We start from the raw sequence: 18,313 nt of genomic DNA on the forward strand, positions 1-18,313 counted from the left end.
ATTCTATTAAAGGTTACTAATGGTTAAAAATTACCTTTTACAACCAGCGCAACGCGACGGTCAGATACAAACCAAGAACGACCTGTTGCCAACATTTCATCATTCAAAATCATAAGTGTTTCTGATTGAGAATTGGTCAAGTTAGTGCCTTGTAGGCCCACTTGGAAAGTGTCATTAACAGTGTAAAAAACAGACCCATCTAACTGACCGTGATCATCGTAAAATAAAGGCGCTTTACTGATAACATCACGCGTGGTTAGTAGGTATTTGGAACGCCAGTTATAAGCGAGACGAGCATTCCACGCGTCATTTTCAAACATACCCACTAGGTTAATAGTTTCGTCTGACTGGCCTTGTAATGGCATGTTCTCGAGCTGTACTCGAATACCGGTATCGTTGGAGTCGTTACCGGTCCAACTGGCATTGTCATAAGACTCTTCGTCGTTAGGAACGCCGCTCGCATCGATATAGGTATAAGTTGCTTGCACGCCGAAGTGTTCTAATGCTCCCGAGAAGAACTGCTGATAGGACAATTCAAAACCGTCCATTTTAGCGTTGCCGCCATTTACTGTACTGGTGATGTCAGCCGTCTGGGTAATGCTGGTTGTTGGGTTGTTTATGCTTTGGTAAGCACTGCCTTGAATAAAATAGTTGCTCAGGTTTTTATGGAAAAGCGTACCACTTAACTGACCTACGTCAGAAAAATACCATTCCACGGCCATGTCGTATTGAACGGAACCCATAGGCTTAAGGTACGGGTTGCCGCCGCTACCATCCCATCCACTAACATACGCTTGTTGGATCAAAAGGTCGTTTGCGGTTACGTCATCGGGATTATCTTCGTTACGTGGGTTGCGAAGCGTTTCTACTGAACGTGCACCAACGGTTACACGGTTCCGAACATCTTCCATATCCGGTAATGCAACGGCTTTTGCAATCCCGAAGCGCGCAACTATATCGTCTGTAAGCTCTAGCTTTAAGTTAAAGCTTGGCAAAAACATATCGAAATTGGCTTTTGCCGTTTGCGGTAATTCTACGTCGTTACCAAAATTTCGAATGTCATTGGCTAAGTAGTTGCGATCGTGTCCGATCCACTCATTCCCTTCTGTATCCAAAATTACCTGCATTTCATCAGCCGTTGGGTTGTTGTAATAAGACAGCACTTGCTCGGCGGTGAGGGGTAAGGTGATATCGTCGGGAACGGCAAAGTCAGGGTTTAAATCTGGATAGCTAACAGACCCCACGGCATCGCGATCTAATTTCACGTAGCGAATACCAATGTTACCGCTATAACGTAAATCTTCGTCGCCACCAAAATCCAAGCGGGCGTAGAAGGATTGGTTCGTTTCAGTAGTATCAAAGATTTCACCTGGCGAGAAGATTCCGTATTGGTCATCTACGCCATCACGCTGAGGGTAAGGCTCCCAGTTTCCACCTGGCGTTACGTCTAGTTCGCGTGCGGGGTTGGCGCCCATCAATGACAGTACAAAATCTTTTGAGGCGTGAATGGTTTTATCGCCAGGAATTGTCAGTACATCACCACCGTGGAAATCCGACCAGTCAGCATATTCCCAGTCGCTCGATTGGTTAGGGTGCTCTTCGAGCCATCCGGCACGACCACTCCACTCGGGTCCAATGGAGCCCCACTGCCAACTGGTTACTCGTACGGTTTGTTCGCGCTTTGCGTAACGAACACCGGTTTTTATCGATTTTAAGACGTTACTGTCTTCAAAGTGATAGGTAGCATCTAAACGCATAGCGCCCGATTCACCTTCAGAGCGCTCGTAGTGGTCCATCGCCGAACGCCAAAAATAAGAGTTGGTGTCTTGGAAATAATTACTATCGCCGGCAGGATCGTTAGTGAAACCTGGGTATCCATCTGGGTAGGTTTCTGCGTCGGGGTGCGTGGCGAATAATTCTGGGTTCGCATCGCGGTAACCGTGCCATGGTTCGATTAACGTTAGGGTAGGAGTATCGCCAGTGGTGTCATATTGCTGAGAGGCAAATGTACCGGTGTGAACCACTAGATCGTCAACATTCGTTTCGGCTTGAATGTATTGAAGATCTGCTTCTAGTTCTAAATTACTCGTTGCTTGCCACACGAGGTTCGCAGAAAAATCTTCTACGAGAGTTTCGGTTTCTTGAACGCGGCTATCGAGCTGAGTTTTGTGACCGAACTGGCTGCGAACATTAGGGCCCCACGTACGAGATACGTGATCTAAGTTGTTGCCTGATACACGCCAGCCGTTGTGGGTTGGGCCGCCCCAAACAAGTGTGCCGGCTTCAAATAATCCGTTATCGCTGAACGACAATAGATCTGTTTCTGGGTTGCCAGTATCCAACGCGGTTGATTCACGGCGATCGATATCTTGGTAGCCACCTTGATATTTAATAGCCTGTTCGTGCCACGATAAGATCGCATCGGAACGAATGTATTCTACCGTTGCTGTAATAGATTCGTCAGGGCTTGCCCACTGAGCCGAGGTCGCTAAACCTTTTCGCTTGCGATCATCAGTCTTCATCAAGGCGTTTGCAGCATTAGGCAACCAAACAGTTTCGTTACCCTCTAGCCCGACAAAACGTTCTGCACCGGGTAAATTTGCGGCCCAATACTGAACATAGGCATCACTTTGAATACCATGAGATTCGCCAATCAATGAAGAGTCTGCAATGTTAATTAAGAAGCCAAAGTCACCCGCAGAAGTGGACCAGCGGTCGCTATACAAACCGGAAATGGTCGGCGTACCTTCTTGTGCAATGTCGCCGTAGGAGTAATCAGCGGTAAAGGCGAGTTGGCGACCTTTTGCATCGAAGGGTTTGCGGGTGTGCAGGCTAATAGTGCCGCCAATGCCGCCTTCAATCATATCGGCGGTTTGGTTTTTAAAGACTTCCACTTTGCCCATCAATTCTGGGGGCACATCTTGGAAATTAAGGCCTCGACCAGAATTTGCGGTGAAACTATCGCGACCATTAAATTCTGAACGTGTTTGGGTCATACCACGAATGATGGCGCCGGAACCTTCAACACTAAAGTGATCGGGATCGTCAGGGCCGGAAAACCGCTCAACGGAAACACCGGGAATACGCTGAATGGCTTCAAGTACGCTACGGTCTGGCAGAGAACCGATATCTTCCGCTGAAATAGCGTCGACAAATGTATCGGCTTCACGTTTTATATCCTGAGCATTCTGTAGGTTAGAGCGTGTTCCGCTCACGATAACTTCTTCGACCGCGGCGTCGTCAGCCTGCCCTATCGCAGAATGAGAGGCTAAGGTGCTCATTAAAACGACAAGCGAAGAGGCTAAACCTGCGCTGGCTTTATTACTTAAACTACGCAACATTACATTCATTATTGATTACTCTCTCTTTGGGTATTCGACTAGCGGCTAGCCTCGAAAAAAGGGCAAATTGTTTGTTACTGTGGGTTACCGCAATAACCGTCATGCGCTCAAGACCGGCCGTTAGGAGATGCGTGAATCGGGTTTGATTTTTTTTAGGCAATAGCATCCCGTTCCCACGACAAAAACGGGGAAATAAAGATGATTTTTGGTTGATTCACGCGCCGAGACTATGTGTGGGTGCCATCTAAATGTCAATATGACTATATGATGGTTTAGACTAAAATCTAAGGCTATTGGCGTATTAAATGTTTGTTTTTAACCTACTTAACTGATAATAAGGTTTGTATAACAATAGTATTAACGTATAAATACGATTGTTGTCAGGCCGAATGAAGGATCTTGAATGTTAAAACTATCGCATTATTGTGAACCTTGTTTTGTTTTCATTGCGTCTCTGGGGGTTGCTTTTTTTATGCAGGGCTGCGAAAGCGAAACGCAACGCAACGCCGCGGCTAATTCCTTGCCTTCCCTCGAGAGCTTGCACCTAAAAAACAACCACGTACAGGTGGTGTTAACCCCCCAAGCAGGGGGGCGAGTGATTGCGCTTTCGGTACCGGGTTTTGAGAATATTTTATCGCCTGGCACCGATGTTGTTATCCAGCCAGAAACGGTCATAACGCCTTCATCGAACCGGCTTGATTACCGTGGCCATATTATTTGGCTAGGCCCACAAAGCGAATGGTGGGTGCACCAACAGGTGAATGCCACGCGTGCGCAGGCGAAATCGGTTTGGCCGCCAGACCCATACGTCACAATGGCGCGCAATAAGGTTGTTGAGCACAGTGAGCAGCGCATTGAATTAAAAGGGGTGGAGAGCCCGGTTTCAGGCATGCGTGTAAACAAAACGTTCGCATTGCCCGATCAAAACGTGCCAGATGAGGAAACACAGGGTACGTTGGTGATAACCGCAACCGCTGAAAATATAACGCGCGACCAGACTACACGTTGGGATCTATGGATGAACACTCGTGTTACCACCGATACGCGCGTGTACGTGCCGGTTGCGGGTGCCGAAAACGTACGGCTCAGTCCTTTTTCGCCGCCGGCATCGGGGGAGATTCAATTTTTAATGGAAGACGGTATTCTCGCGCTTAACTGGGAAAAACGGCATACAGGCGCTGTAGTGGAAGGTAAATTGTTTATTCAACCTTCGGCAGGTTGGATGGCGGCCTTCACCCAAGAGCAACTGTTTATTATTGGGTTCGATCTGCTACCCGAAAGCCTGATTCATCCAGAACAAGGGCAAGTAGAGCTTTATTTACAAACAGGGTTGGGGGCAGAGGCCGGCGGCGTTATTGAGATAGAGCAGCATGCCGCATATAAAACATTGGTACCGGGCCAAAGTATGTCTGCGCAGCAGCGTTGGAGAGTCATGCCGTATACCGGTGGTAGCACCCCTAACGATCATCGTAACGCTCTTCGGGCATTAGGGCTCTAGCGGTGCACCAATAAAGAAGAGGGCTGTTCATTCATTCTCATCCAGTCAGTGGTTTTATCCGTAAAATCACTGTCTCATTTATAGCTGAATTGGAGCCCTTCATGCACACCCTCACGTTATTTTACGACGGCTGCTGTCCGCTTTGTGTCGCGGAGATGCGAGCGTTAAGCACGCGAGATACCCAACAGGCACTTGTGCTTGAGGATATCCAGCAGGAGGACTTTGTGTTGCGATACCCTCATATTAATCTAAAGCGCGCGACTGAGAGGCTACACGCCGAGAGCGGCAATGGCGATGTGTTGTTGGGGCTGGATGCCACACGCGCGGCATGGGCGGCTGTAGCGCCTAGATCTTTTACGACCTTATTCGTAACTTTTTTACGCTGGCCTCTCGTGCGGTGTTTCTCCGATGCTGCGTACGGGATCTTTGCACGCCACAGATATGGATTTTCGCGTTTATTAACGGGGCGGTCGCGTTGTGATCGTTGTAAAATATAACCACCAAGGCTTAAAGGTCTGCACGTTTTCGCAAAATTTAGCATTATCAACGCCAATTCTTTCTAACCCCCTTTCTATCATCTATGGTTAAGAGCAAATTGCTCGCCCTGTCGTTGGCTGGCGCGTGACATTTGCGCTAAATTTTAGCGAAAAATAATGCGGCCACGGCGTTAAAAAAGTAAGCGGAACGTACAATAAAAATCGAAGCGAGAGTGTATGACAAACACACTGGTTGATACGTATTTAAGTATAAGACGTCAAACATTGCGCCTCGTTGAAGGGCTGTCGGCCGAAGACTTGGTGCTGCAGTCCATGCCAGACGCGAGCCCCGCAAAGTGGCATCTTGCGCATACTACATGGTTTTTTGAAGCGTTTTTTTTGCAGAAAAAGTGTAAACATTACACGCCCTTTAATCCACAATTTCAGGTGTTGTTTAATTCTTATTACAACACCGTGGGGGAACAGCACCCGCGTCCACAGCGTGGCATGTTGGCGAGACCATCCTTGGATGAAGTGCTGGCGTATCGTCATCATGTTGATAAACACATGGTGTCGTTATTAACCGAATGCGAAGAAATTTCGTGCAGTGCCGTTACCGTTGGATTGCATCACGAAATGCAACACCAAGAATTATTACTAACCGATTTGTTGCATTTGTTTTTCCTGAACCCGCTAAAACCACCGGTCATGGCGGGTGATACAACACTGTTGGATACGCCGGTATCAAACGATTGTCAGCCCTATTTCAAAGTGTATTCCGAAAGTCTCACCACAATAGGCTGTAACGGCCCACAAAAAGATACCCGTAAGCGAAGTAGTGTACCGTTTAGTTACGATTGCGAACGCCCCGCCCATTCTGTTTTTATGCCAGCGTTTCGCATGTCGAATCGACTGGTAACAAACCGGGAGTGGTTAGCCTTTATGGATGATGGTGGTTACAAACAGAGCTTGTTGTGGCTATCCGATGGTTGGTTATGCAAAGAGCGTAATAATTGGTGTGCACCCCTGTACTGGATTCAATGTAAACAAGGATGGCAGGAATTTGGATTAGATGGCCTGCAGCCGGTCAACCTTTCATCACCGGTTTGTCATGTTAGTTATTACGAGGCCGACGCTTATGCGCGTTGGGCGGGAAAACGCTTGCCCTATGAATACGAGCTAGAAAAAATTGCACTGCAACGCCCTATTGAAGGTCAATTTCTGGAGCAACTGCAATGGCGACCGCAACCGGCTGAAAGTACGGAAGGCATGCATCAAATATATGGCGATGTATGGGAATGGACGCAAAGCGCCTACAGCGCATATCTCGGGTTCATACCGGAGCGCGGCGCGTTAGGCGAATATAACGGAAAATTTATGGCGAACCAATTCGTGCTGAAGGGCGGCTCTTGTGTTACCCCTAAAGCCCTCGTTCGAGCGAGTTATCGTAATTTTTTTCATCCGCAACAACGCTGGCAATTTAGCGGTTTGCGATTGGCTGAATAAAAAAGGAATGTTTATGCAACTTCAGAACGCCGCTAGGCAAGAAGAGAGTGGTTATGCTTCGTCTGTGGTGAAAGAGTTTTTGGCGCATGTGCGCGATGGCCTTAGAAAACCGCAAAAACAGCTGTCTCCAAAATATTTTTATGACGAAAAAGGGTCGGGGTATTTCGATAAAATATGTCAGCTAGAGGAGTATTATCCTTATAAGTCTGAACTCAAGTTAATGCCGATAGTCGCAAGAGATATCAGTAGAATACTTACCGATCGCTATAGCGTAGTAGAATTTGGTGCGGGGTCGTTAACAAAAGTGAGGCCACTATTGGACTGGCTGAGAAAGATCGATCAATTTGTACCTATCGATATATCGGGGGAACATCTTCGGTCTGCCTGTGAAGAATTGTCCGGTGATTATCCTGGCGTTAATATTACGCCGATTGAAGCCGACTTTTCACATGAAGTCGATTTGAGCGGAGTAAACGCGAAGCGCCTTGGTTTTTTCCCCGGTTCTACCATTGGTAATTTTACGCCCGCTCAAGCGAAGTCGTTTCTAGGTTCTGCGGGTAAAACGCTAGGCCCAGACAGCTATTTTATTATCGGGGTGGATACAAAAAAATCACCGACATTTTTGCATCACGCCTATAACGATGCGCAAGGCATTACGGCAAAATTTAACCTTAATATGCTGCACAGGATAAACAACGATCTAAGATGCGATATTCCTGTTCACTATTTCGAACATTACGCACACTACAACGCACTCAAAGGCTGCGTTGAAATGCATCTTGTCAGCACGAAAAACTTTGAATGTAATATTGCGGGAGAAAGCATTCATTTTTCAGCCGGTGAAAGTATTCATACCGAAAACTCTTATAAATATCATCCAGAAGAATTTACAGCGCTAGCCGAAAAAGCAGGGTGGTCGACGCAAAAGATATGGATGGCCGAGCGGGATATGTTCAGTATATTTTTGCTCAAATATTAAAATGCAGGAATGGGAGTGTCCTATTCACTGTGTTCGTACGTTTATTGGCGGCGAGGGGCGGCAACAATTACAGGGGGGTAATAGGCACCTGATTTTTAGGCTAGGCAAAGAACATCTTGTGGCCGAAAAAAACATTACTGAATGGATTAGGCAGTACTCGGCTCATAATACCCGCGATATTTGTATTGCGTTATGGATAAAAGAGGCAGGCGCGACCTATTATCTCCGAGCTATTTTTTGTCAGTACGGTCGTTACATTTTACGGTGTGGGTCAGGCAATATTGCTATTGCGGCTGCAGTATATCGTGTGGCTCCTCAGGTATTCCGCTCTAGTATTGTCGGTCTAGAAACCCCCGTGGAGTCGTTGGTGCTGGTGAAAAAAAGCGCAACCGAATTTGGTTATCGCGCGTATCCGTGCCCGCTAAGGCCTTTTTCTTGCTCGCGTCTTTGGCAGCGAATAACGGGTATTCCGCTCGTGGGAGGCGCTTTCTCGGGCGGCCCACGGGACTACGTTATTGTTGAAACGCAACACCACGCCTTTGTGCGTGATATGGTCCCGCTATTAAGACGTTTGTGTACCTATAGCGCACGGGCCCTCATTGTGACGGCGCCGTTTGTCGATACGCCGCTTTTTACTTCCACGCGGCACAGTATGCAATATGTCATGCGCTATTTTGCACCGCAGTACGGTGTGAACGAAGATGCTGCAACCGGTTCAGCGAATATACAATTGATGCATTATTGGCATAAAAGGGGCGGCTACGGAGGCGGTAGTTCAGTCATGCTGGCACACCAATTATCAAAAGAGGGGGCGGTAATGGAGGGAGTATGTTCACGGTCACTCATTACCTTGTTTGGCCGAGTGAATTTTGAACAGTAAGCGAGGGTCAGCTAGGGTTAAAGAGAGCGCTTAGCAAAAGATAGTTTTGTTACGTTTTAGCAAGAGCAGTTGCGGTGATTAAATTCTAATTCCGTTACAATGATCCCCTTAAGAACGTTGCGTAAGCTAGTGAGGCGCGGGGTAATATTGCGCCGCCTCTTGGCGAACGATTTGTTGAATTTTGAGTTAACGTAGATCCTGTCGATATGTTCAGAGTTATTGTTTTAGTCTCCCTAGTATTTGTTTCTAATAGTGTATTCGCGTCGCTTGCCGATTATTTTAAAGATGAACTTGGCCGTACCAAGTGGCAGCATGTGGCTAATTTTTCGGGCGCCGTGCTTATTACGCTTCTTACCATTACGCTTATTACCTTAGTGTTCAGTTATCGCAATAGCCGTAAAGCTAATCGCGAGCTAACCGATATTCGAAAAGATTTAGAAGATCGTGTGCAAGATCGTACCGCTACCTTAGCTCATGCGAACGAAGCGCTTGAAGGTGAGATAACTGAACACCGCGAGACCATGGAACGTCTGCAAGATTCACAGGGCTATATTCGCAGTATTGTAGATTCAATGCCGTTAATGTTGATTGGCCTGAATAACGAAAAGCACATCACTCAGTGGAATACCGCGTCTGAGAAAGTAACGGGTGCAAAACGTGAGCAAGTTTTAGGTAAGCCATTATGGGATGCCTACCCCACTATCGCGCTGTCGCCAGAACAGGTTCAAGAGGTACTCGAAACCAAAAAAACGACTACCATTAAGCACAGCCAGCGCGGCCAGTATTATTTTGATATGACGTTGTATGCGTTACAAAGCAGTAATGATGTGGGTATTGTGATTTTGCTGGAGGATGTTACGCATCGCGTGAAAGCCGAAAACCGCTTAATCGAACTCGATAAAATGGCGTCTATGGGTGAGCTAGCCGCAACCATGGCGATTGATGTGGGCACGCCATTGGCAACCATTATGAAAAATCTGCGCTGCATTCAAAACTCAGAATGTTCAACGGCTAAGGCGCCGCCTGCAAGCAATAATGAGATGCTAAACGAATGTTTATCTGCTGCGATAGATGATGGTCAGCAAGCGAATGCAATTGTTAAAAACCTGATTGATTTTTCCCAGAATCAGGGAGGAAAGCTACAGCTCGCCAATATTCCCGATATTATTGATCACACTGTAGAACTTGCCTGTGAAGTGTTAACTAACCCTTCAGGCTTGCGCTTTAGAGACATTGAATTGAAAGTTGATTACCCCGAAACACTCAGTCGTGTGCCTTGCCAAATAGCAGAGTTGCAGCAAGTGTTTTTGGGCGTATTTAGGCACGCTTGCCATGCCCTTGGCGAGTGTCAACGCGGAGACTTTTCGCCCTTAATCACGATAGAAGTTAATGAGTTTTACGATGCTATTTGGATTAAGGTTAATCATAACGGCAAGGGTTTAAATGCTGAAGAGCAACAGAATATTTTTGAACCCTTCTTCCTTAATGATACAACCCAACCGCTTTCCTCTGGCGCCCAGCGCCTGTCTTTCGCACACTTCGTGGTAACGGAGCATCATCACGGTCACATGGCGGTAACGTCAGATGTAGAGGTTGGCACTACGTTTCATGTTCAGTTCCAGGTGCGCTAAGGCACCTGGAACTGTCTTAAATTAGGGCAGTGGTGGGGCGGCAGTTTTGGATGGGTGGTAAGGGCCGGCAGGAATACGGCTGCCACCTTGAAGAAAAGCCGCTTCACTGGCTTTTATCGCCAGAGGGCGGTAGTCGGGAAACGCGCGAGTAAGAGCTGCCGACAAAGCCTCGCCAATAAGGTCCCCAAGTAAACTGCCGCTATTGGAATCGTTTTGCGATGATACGCTTACGGTTTCTCTATCCCGCCAAATTTCTTCGCCACCACTGTTTAACATCCGAAACGCTAACGTTACGGACGTAGTGGAATTAAGTACCACGTACTGCGTATCCCAATACTCGACATTAATATATAGAATGGCGCTGGCACCAAACATGAGTGCAAGACTTTCGGGGGGTAACTGCTGAACTTCTGCTGCGTCGTACAACCCTTCGTTTTCCAGTACAACTTTCACGGTATTAACAGGAAAAACGTAATAGCCGCGTTCGCCGAGCAAGCGTGGCAGTACACTCAACATCGTACCGGGTGCGTGAATGTTAACGCTGCCATTAGTGACGGGCAGTACTAATATTGAGCGAACGCCTGATTGATCAAATGTTTGCTGATAGGGATTTATCTGGGCGGTGGAGGTGGTTTCACAGGCGCTAAGCAGGGCAACCATGGCGGTAAGCCCTAGCGCGCGGAAGACATTACAGTGCATTCTGTCGTCCCTCTAAATTAAAAATCATGGATGACATTAGTTTGCGACTTTCTGGCCATGTCTCATGCTCTTTTTCATAATACGTAATTGCGGTTGCGGAATCTCCGGCCTGTAAAAAATAGGTGCCCACTTCGGCATATAGCCCTGGGGGCACAATTTTTCCATTGGCCTCTAGTTGTTCAATATGAGCGACTAATTTCTGGCGAATTTTTTGGTGTTCGGCGGGATACTGGTAGTAACGGTAAAGACCGTCGGAATAGCTGCCCCAGTCGTATTGCGATTGGCTAGCGCAGCTACTTATAAGCCCTACGGCAAATAATACGTAAAGTCTCTTCATTGTGGCAAAGGTATCGATTTGATAGCGCTTTCGCCGAGGTAAAACGTTTCGCTGAAGACGATAGTATTACCACGTGTAAGCGCGATTTTATGGGCGCCGGTCAATAGTTTAAGTGCTGCCTTTCCCGTCAAGTATTGGTCTGCAGTACCCATCGCTAGGTTATCGACCCATATTGTGAAGTCGGCGGTATTCTGAGTTTTGTTGGCAGGCGTAAACGAAATTGCCGGCCGTAAATCAACGGCTACTTCGCTGGTAGTCGGCTGCTGTACACAGCCGCTTAGTGTCACTAGCGTGAGTGCGAATGAGAAAAGTAAGATAAATGCTTTCATGGGGTAACCTCCTGAACGACTAACTGTGACGGCTGAAGTCCTTCTATACTGCCGCTCACGAGAGAGACAATAGCCCCTTCATTGGTCTCGTTCTGGCCAAAAAGGGATATAACTTTTACGCGAGCAACTTTCTTGCCGGGCAATTGAATATTAAAACCCGTTTGGCCCGATACTACCGTTTTGCCCTCTGTTAAGATATCGAACTCCATTCCCACTTGAACCCCTTGTCGCTGGCCTCCGCCCATGTAAATACCATCGGCTTCAACTGCGATCACGTTAGACTGCCAGGGTTGATCGCCAAGTAGCTGCGTTAACGAGTTAACAACTTCGGCTACCGCGATGGCGATAGCGCGGTCATTAATGGCAGCATCGTAATCGGCTCGAGAACCAAAACCCGCTACATTAACGTTTTCGATAGAGGCTTCACCTGCGCCGCTAAAGGCATTGGTTACATGTGCGGTACGCGCATCGACCAATCGTAAATCGACCTTTGCATAAGCGGTTTGTTTTTTGCTCGACGAAAGAAAGCCTGACTCGCCGGTAGTGCGACGACCAAATTCGGTAAGGGAGCCAATAAGCAGCGCATCTACGCCAACGAGATTGAGCGTTTGTCCGGTTAGAGTGGCCTCATCTTGCAGGCGGCTTATGTCTGGGCGTTCAAACACCAAAAAGTTACCCGATTCGGTTAGCGCCTTGGATAATAAATCGGTTACCTGCTTGCCTAATACATCATCGTGAATATCACGCAGCAGGCTTTTGCCGTGCAATGTTTCATTGGTGATACGCCCTAACGCCACTTTTCGTTTAAGCGTAAGCTGAGCCGGTTGGCTGGCAAGCATATCGGCTTGTGCTTGGCGTTGTTGCTCAAGAGAATAATCGTTCTCACGTTTATCAACCTGCGGGGTTTGGCTTGCGCACCCACTGAGAACCGCTAAGCCGAGGCAGAGGGTGAGCGTAAAATGAAGGAGAGAGTGCGAGCGCTGCATAGTGTGTTCCTTTTATGCCTTTAGGCCAAAATAAAGGTTTTGGCCGTGAACTAACGGATGGTAATAAAGCGGTTACGAGCGTAAAAAATCATTGCGATTATCGAGCACCATTACTGAATAGAAGCTGAATAACGTGATGTTGAAGGCGCGTGAATAAGCTGGATGCCGCTACGGAGCACCGCATGAAGCAAAGCGGCCTCCGTTCGCATACTATTTGTGTTGCCAGGTAACGCTTACGTTGTAAATTCTACAACCCTATAGTCTTCGCTGAGCGATTGTTGCACAGGTTTAGGTGCGGGGTCGTAGTGACTGAACGTAATCGTAAACGAACCTTCGCCACCCGTCATTGATTTTATTCTGGATGGGTAGTTGAACAGTTCAGCAAGGGGAATTTTGGCGCTAATGTGTGCCTGTTGTCTATGTGTAGGTGTTACGTTTGTGACGATGCCTCGGTGTGATGCGATATCACCGGTAATGTCGCCCGTACAATCTGTGGGGGCGGTAATGCTAACAATTACGATGGGTTCTAATATTAACGCGGCCGCTTTAGTCGCGGCATCTAAAAAGGCTTTGCGGCCAGCGGCGACAAAAGCAATTTCTTTGGAGTCGACGGCGTGATGTTTTCCATCTAGCAAGGTTACACGAATGTCCTGCATAGGAAACCCCGCAATTACGCCTTCTTGCAGCATTTGTTTAATGCCTTTTTCAACCGCAGGAATAAACGAACCGGGAATAGCGCCGCCGACAACTTTGTTTAAAAATTCAAAGCCTGCGCCTCTATTGAGTGGTTCAACGCTCAGCGAGACTTCACCAAACTGTCCAGCGCCACCGGTTTGTTTCTTGTGACGATAATGTCCCATTGCGGAACGCCCAATGGTTTCGCGGTAATCAATGCTTGGGGGTTGAGTCTCGACGTGTAGATTAAAAACACGCGCCATTTTTTCGAGTGCAATACGCAAGTGAAATTCGCCAACGCCGTGCAGAACAGTCTCGTTTACGTTAATACGATGCTCAAGCCTTAAGCTCGGGTCTTCTGTGATGAGTTTTTTCAGTGTCTCGGATAACTTTTGCTCATCGCCAAGGCGTTGGGGGCGTATCGAGAGCCCATACATAGGGGAGGGGAAATGTAATGATTTTAGATGCAGTGCGTCGTAGTCGTGTGAGGCGTGCAACACGGAATCAAAATGTAACTCGTCAACTTTGGCTATGGCACATATATCGCCGGGTTGTACAGATTTCACCTCCTTAAGTGCGTTACCTTGTACACGGTAAAGGTGCGTTATCTTGATAGCCTTGCGGCTATCGCCTACATAAAGCTGGCTATCGGGCACAATAGTGCCTTGGTGCACCCGCAGTACTGCAAGCTTTCCCTTGAAGGGATCCACGCTAACTTTAAATACATGAGCAACAATAGAATCTTCTGGCTGTCGAGAGAGTGTAATGGGCGCATTTTCATTTAAGAAAAGAGGTGGATTACCTTCGCTTGGGGTGGGCATTAGGGTTGTGAGAATACGCAGTAGTTCTGAGGTGCCCACACCCGTGCGTGCAGACACAAAACAAATGGGTATTAAGTGATGGCATCGAAGCGCGGTTTCGAAAGCGTCATGTAATTGCGCGGGTACTAACGCTTGGCCTTGCTCAATGTACAAGTCCATTAGCGCATCATCTAGTTCCACAACTTGGTCTACAAGTGCATCGTGAGCGTGGCTTACCGAGCAGAATTCAGTGTTTGTTTTTTGCGGATCAAAATAACAGTCCACCACAGCGCCATGGCCGGGTACGGGTAAGTTTAGCGGCAAACATTCACGCCCAAAGCGTTGTTGTATTGTTTCTACCAGCTCGCTCACATCAAAATCGAGTGCATCAATTTTATTGATGATAATTATCCTGCATTTCTCTCTCTGCTTTGCGGCCTCAAGCATACGCTCGGTCATAATTTCGATGCCGGTACTCGCGTCAATGACTACGGCAACACTTTCAACCGCAGGAAAAACACTGATGCTGCGGCCAATAAAGTCAGGATAACCCGGAGTATCCAGCATATTGAGATGCACGTGATTATGTTTCAGGTGGCATAGCGAAGACTCTACCGAGTGCTGAAGTAATGTGGACTGTGAATCGAAATCACATACCGTTGTGCCACGAGAAACCTCTCCAAGGGCTTCAATACTTTGAGTGTCAAACAGTAAGCGTTCAATGAGGGACGTTTTACCTGCACCCGAATGACCGGTGAAGGCAATGTTGCGAATAGCGTCAATAGTTGTGCGATTAGATTTGTGCATCGTGTGCTCCCGTGCGTTAAGTGGCAGTCTCGAGTACAAACAGCGAATAACGTTCAGAAAAGCAACCGCTTGCACTAAAGGCCGCGCCGCGAAACTGGGCAGGTAATAACACGTCCCGGATCAGCTGGCCTCCCGAGAAATAGTGGTAGGTTTTAGTGTGACGGAAAGTGCAAGGCTCGCGTTGACGGAGGTCAATGTTCAAGCCTCCAAGAGTAAGGCGAATCGCGCCATACCGAGACATAAGAAGTATTGCGCGACAGCGCGATGTTTAGTCGCATAGTGATGGTCAATTTCATTATTTGCTGGTCAAAACTACCACTTCTCACATCAACAAAATAAAAATAGAGTAGCGGCCGTTCGAGCAACGATAAAAAAACCTTTAATAACAATGTGTTAACAAAAAAATAAATGTTGGCACAGTTTCTGATATAGCAATAGCGTTAAATCAATTCGTTGCTTAAGCTGAGCGTAAGTGATCATCACGCATCGCACAGCCGCAATACATCGTTAATGTGTTTTTTGGGAGAATGTAATGAAAGTATTAAGGAATAGTTGTTTACGAGCGTGTTGTGTTGCCGTTGTATTACTCGTTGCCAGCGTATCGGCAATCGCCGAATCAGAGCACGCGCCAAATCGATTTCAGGCTCAGCTGCAGCATGCCGATTATGGCATGCCTCATTGCGCTTCACTATTGCCGGTCGTTCAGAAGAAATTGCAAGAGCAAGAAGCCACCATTAATCATGTGATGATTCAAAAGCCGGTACTGATGACAGAAGCAGCGAGCGCTGAGCGCGAGGCCAACACACCTGTTTTATTGCCTCGTTTTGAAAAAATTGTGGTTCATCGCTTAGATGAAAACAATTACATCACAAGTTTAGCCGTGAATTAAAATCGCTTAGGGATAGGCTGTTAGTGACGCTGATAACGATACGCCTTGCCGATTTCGAGTAGGGCTATTGGCTGACATTACTCAATAATATGAGTTTAAACGTGGTGTAGGTGCTCGCAATTAAGCACTAAAAAATTCAATTCTGGTAGCGAGATGAGTGCAAGTTACAGGTGTTGGCTGGATGAAGGTCAAGCACTAACGTAAGGTTACGTTTGGCAGCGCACGCTAAACGAATGGTGTTCTACCGACCATACACATGAATTTACGCCACGCTACTTTTAAAGGCTTCAAGCATTGAACGTTATTGACCGTGGATACCGTATTTAGACTTAATTTTTTAAGGTTCATCTACGTAAAGCCTGAATGTTCAATTGCCATACTTCTCCGTGATTTAGGGATGCTTCGTCTGTTAATATTACGGCTTTGAAAAGCACTATTTTTCTGGGAGAAGGAAATGCTGTTTTGGCTTAGATGGCTATGTCTAGGTATAGGTGTAGGTCTCACAAGTGTCTACGCCTGGGGCGAAGGTGCACGCTCGGTGCTGCCTGAGCAATGGCAGTCGATTAGTTTGGCGGGTGAAAAAGTTGGCTCTCGAACTATCCGTCGCTCAATTAAAAACGAACGTATAGAAACAACGGAGGTGCTTACATTACACACGCGAGTACCAGGCCAGCCAGCGCAACAATCGACCATTACGCTGCGGTATGTTGAATATTTAGACGGCCAGCCTATAGCGGTTTATAAAACGATTAATTCTGCGCATGCAACCCATACGATGGCGGCGGTGGTAAGCGAACGTTTTTTGGTTGTTAGTCACGGTGGCGAACGAGCACAAGCGAAGAAATATTCAATCCCGCCACATTTCTATTTTCCGGAAGCATTAAGGCAGCGCTTACTCCACAGTGATAATCAGTCGTCGATTGAATTCAATCAGTGGAGTTTTTCGGCCTTGGCATTTGAAATTGTACGGCTAGATATTCAAAAGTTTCGTCCTTCTGATCTCGCACTAGAAAATGTTGAGATCAAGAACTTTGAGGCGAACAATAGCGGCGCGGTAAATAAATACCCGCCACAGTGGCGTTTAACTCAGACGGTGTTAGGTGAAGAGAATACAGCTTCTGTACAGGGCCGTAAAAAAATCCTATTAGCCGATAAATATTTTTACGTGCAAAGCGAATGGTCTCAGTCGTCCGGTGATGCCTTGCTTGTCGAGACCTGTGACGAAGTGTGTGCGACAGCAGATGTTACGCCCTTACAAAATGTGTATAGACAACTTATTCGTTCCCCCTTTCGTATTCCTGATGCAGCTTTAAAAAGAACGATTCGCTACCATTTAAACAGTGATTCTTTAGGGCAGGTTCCCAATACTCACGAGCAAAAGGTTAAGCAACTGGATGATGGTGTACACGTGACGGTTTGCGCACACTGTGATATTGGCGCCGAGCCGAGGGCGGGAGAATTACGCGAGGCAATGCTGTCCAATTATTGGATTGATAGTGATGCCGAGAGTATTCAATTAAAAGTGCGAACGCTATTGAATGATGAGCGATCAACGCTTAATAACGACGAAAAAATGAAACATCTAAGTCGTTTTGTTACGCGTCATATGAAAACGGGAAAGGTCGTGTATTCGGGCTACGCTCGTGCATCACAAGCATTGGAAACCGGTAGTGGCGATTGCACCGAACACGCCCTTTTATTGGCCGCATTGGCACGTGCCGCAGGTATCCCAACGCGTATTATTGTTGGCCTTGCCTACAGTAATGATCGATTCTATGGAAAAACCCATATGTTTATACCGCATGCGTGGGTGCAGTCATGGGTAAATGGGGTGTGGAAAAGTTTTGATAGTGGTATGGAAGGCTTTACTGCGGGGCACATAGCACTGGGAATAAGTAATGGTGAGCAGTCAGATTTTATGCGGATAAATCACCAGTTGCGTGGTTTAACGATTGTATCCGCAGCGCAGGTGTCTTCCGCTCCATAAGCCATTTCAATAAATTGCGGTAGACGATAACGCCGTAGGAGTAGACGGTGGTTGTTTTAGGGCGCGCACGAGTGCGCTACAGCACACAGGGAAATAGGGAACAAAAAAATAGCGACATAGAAGAATATCGCTATTGGATAGTGGCGGCTAATCTACTCGGTAATTACCGGCAATTCTTCTAATACGGTTTCTTGCGTTGTGCCTTCGGCTTCAAAGGCGACGGCATCATCATTTTTTACCGCACCCATAACGGTCATTTCTTCTAACTGTATCGCTAGGTCGTCGGCGTAGGCGGTACTAGCGAATACGACAAGGGTAAGACCAATTATTTTCACAGCGGATAATACATTCATTATAGGCTCCTCACGCGTTAAAGCGTTGAGTGTAGCGAGCGGGTTAACCCGTGCGCAGTAAATGGGAGGTGGTAGTTGCTAGTAGTAGTTACTAGTGTTGGCTGCAAATACCGATGCCGCGATTATGGGTTAGAAGTGTG

Annotated in this window: 15 protein-coding genes; 8 read left to right on the top strand and 7 right to left on the bottom strand. The window is 47.1% G+C overall.

All coding sequences use genetic code 11. From position 1 onward, the window contains the following. Window positions 1-23: 23 nt before the first annotated feature. On the bottom strand, window positions 24-3,350 hold the full coding sequence (locus H5647_RS07370) for a TonB-dependent receptor (RefSeq protein WP_045857509.1): 3,327 nt from the start codon (window positions 3,348-3,350) through the stop codon (window positions 24-26). 394 nt (window positions 3,351-3,744) lie between these two features. Here H5647_RS07370 and H5647_RS07375 point away from each other — a divergent pair, with 394 nt between their 5' ends. The 6 genes from H5647_RS07375 to H5647_RS07400 all read left to right on the top strand — a co-directional run bounded on the left by H5647_RS07375 (window position 3,745) and on the right by H5647_RS07400 (window position 10,311). Continuing rightward, window positions 3,745-4,839 (top strand): DUF4380 domain-containing protein, encoded by a 1,095-nt coding sequence (locus tag H5647_RS07375; protein WP_052691923.1) that lies wholly within the window; start codon window positions 3,745-3,747, stop codon window positions 4,837-4,839. Window positions 4,840-4,940: 101 nt separating this feature from the next. Next, the gene (locus H5647_RS07380) at window positions 4,941-5,336 is read left to right on the top strand and encodes a thiol-disulfide oxidoreductase DCC family protein (RefSeq protein WP_082086985.1); all 396 of its coding nucleotides are present in this window, start codon (window positions 4,941-4,943) and stop codon (window positions 5,334-5,336) included. A 216-nt stretch (window positions 5,337-5,552) separates the two neighbouring features. Then, window positions 5,553-6,821: an ergothioneine biosynthesis protein EgtB gene (gene egtB, locus H5647_RS07385; protein ID WP_045857512.1), complete on the top strand. Its 1,269-nt coding sequence runs from the start codon at window positions 5,553-5,555 to the stop codon at window positions 6,819-6,821. Window positions 6,822-6,834: 13 nt separating this feature from the next. Next, the gene (egtD, locus tag H5647_RS07390; protein WP_052691924.1) at window positions 6,835-7,800 is read left to right on the top strand and encodes an L-histidine N(alpha)-methyltransferase; all 966 of its coding nucleotides are present in this window, start codon (window positions 6,835-6,837) and stop codon (window positions 7,798-7,800) included. Between the two features lie 118 nt (window positions 7,801-7,918). After that, window positions 7,919-8,680: a PhzF family phenazine biosynthesis protein gene (locus H5647_RS07395; RefSeq protein ID WP_162926319.1), complete on the top strand. Its 762-nt coding sequence runs from the start codon at window positions 7,919-7,921 to the stop codon at window positions 8,678-8,680. 206 nt (window positions 8,681-8,886) lie between these two features. Continuing rightward, window positions 8,887-10,311, top strand: a complete 1,425-nt coding sequence (locus H5647_RS07400; RefSeq protein ID WP_045857517.1) for a two-component system sensor histidine kinase NtrB — start codon at window positions 8,887-8,889, stop codon at window positions 10,309-10,311. Window positions 10,312-10,332: 21 nt separating this feature from the next. On the opposite strand, the gene H5647_RS07405 is transcribed toward H5647_RS07400, so the two are convergent. From H5647_RS07405 to fusA, 5 genes are all read right to left on the bottom strand, one after another. Continuing rightward, on the bottom strand, window positions 10,333-11,010 hold the full coding sequence (locus H5647_RS07405) for a GNA1162 family protein (RefSeq protein WP_045857520.1): 678 nt from the start codon (window positions 11,008-11,010) through the stop codon (window positions 10,333-10,335). Then, window positions 11,000-11,347, bottom strand: a complete 348-nt coding sequence (locus tag H5647_RS07410; RefSeq protein WP_045857522.1) for a DUF4810 domain-containing protein — start codon at window positions 11,345-11,347, stop codon at window positions 11,000-11,002. The genes H5647_RS07405 and H5647_RS07410 overlap by 11 nt, the downstream gene beginning before the upstream one ends. Then, window positions 11,344-11,676, bottom strand: a complete 333-nt coding sequence (locus tag H5647_RS07415) for a hypothetical protein (RefSeq protein WP_045857525.1) — start codon at window positions 11,674-11,676, stop codon at window positions 11,344-11,346. Before H5647_RS07415 ends, H5647_RS07410 begins: the two co-directional genes overlap by 4 nt. Further along, window positions 11,673-12,662 (bottom strand): CsgG/HfaB family protein, encoded by a 990-nt coding sequence (locus H5647_RS07420; protein ID WP_045857527.1) that lies wholly within the window; start codon window positions 12,660-12,662, stop codon window positions 11,673-11,675. Before H5647_RS07420 ends, H5647_RS07415 begins: the two co-directional genes overlap by 4 nt. Window positions 12,663-12,895: 233 nt before the next feature. After that, window positions 12,896-14,944, bottom strand: a complete 2,049-nt coding sequence (fusA, locus tag H5647_RS07425) for an elongation factor G (RefSeq protein WP_045857529.1) — start codon at window positions 14,942-14,944, stop codon at window positions 12,896-12,898. Window positions 14,945-15,476: 532 nt separating this feature from the next. On the opposite strand from fusA, the gene H5647_RS07430 reads away from it, so the two are divergent. Beyond that, a complete protein-coding gene (locus H5647_RS07430; protein ID WP_045857531.1) occupies window positions 15,477-15,833 on the top strand; it encodes a hypothetical protein in 357 nt (118 codons plus the stop codon). 454 nt (window positions 15,834-16,287) lie between these two features. Then, on the top strand, window positions 16,288-17,820 hold the full coding sequence (locus H5647_RS07435; protein ID WP_052691925.1) for a transglutaminase-like domain-containing protein: 1,533 nt from the start codon (window positions 16,288-16,290) through the stop codon (window positions 17,818-17,820). Between the two features lie 152 nt (window positions 17,821-17,972). Here H5647_RS07435 and H5647_RS07440 read toward each other — a convergent pair whose 3' ends face one another. Then, a complete protein-coding gene (locus H5647_RS07440) occupies window positions 17,973-18,173 on the bottom strand; it encodes a hypothetical protein (protein ID WP_045857533.1) in 201 nt (66 codons plus the stop codon). Between the last annotated feature and the right edge of the window lie 140 nt (window positions 18,174-18,313).

Source organism: Teredinibacter purpureus (assembly GCF_014217335.1).
Taxonomy (GTDB): domain Bacteria; phylum Pseudomonadota; class Gammaproteobacteria; order Pseudomonadales; family Cellvibrionaceae; genus Teredinibacter; species Teredinibacter purpureus.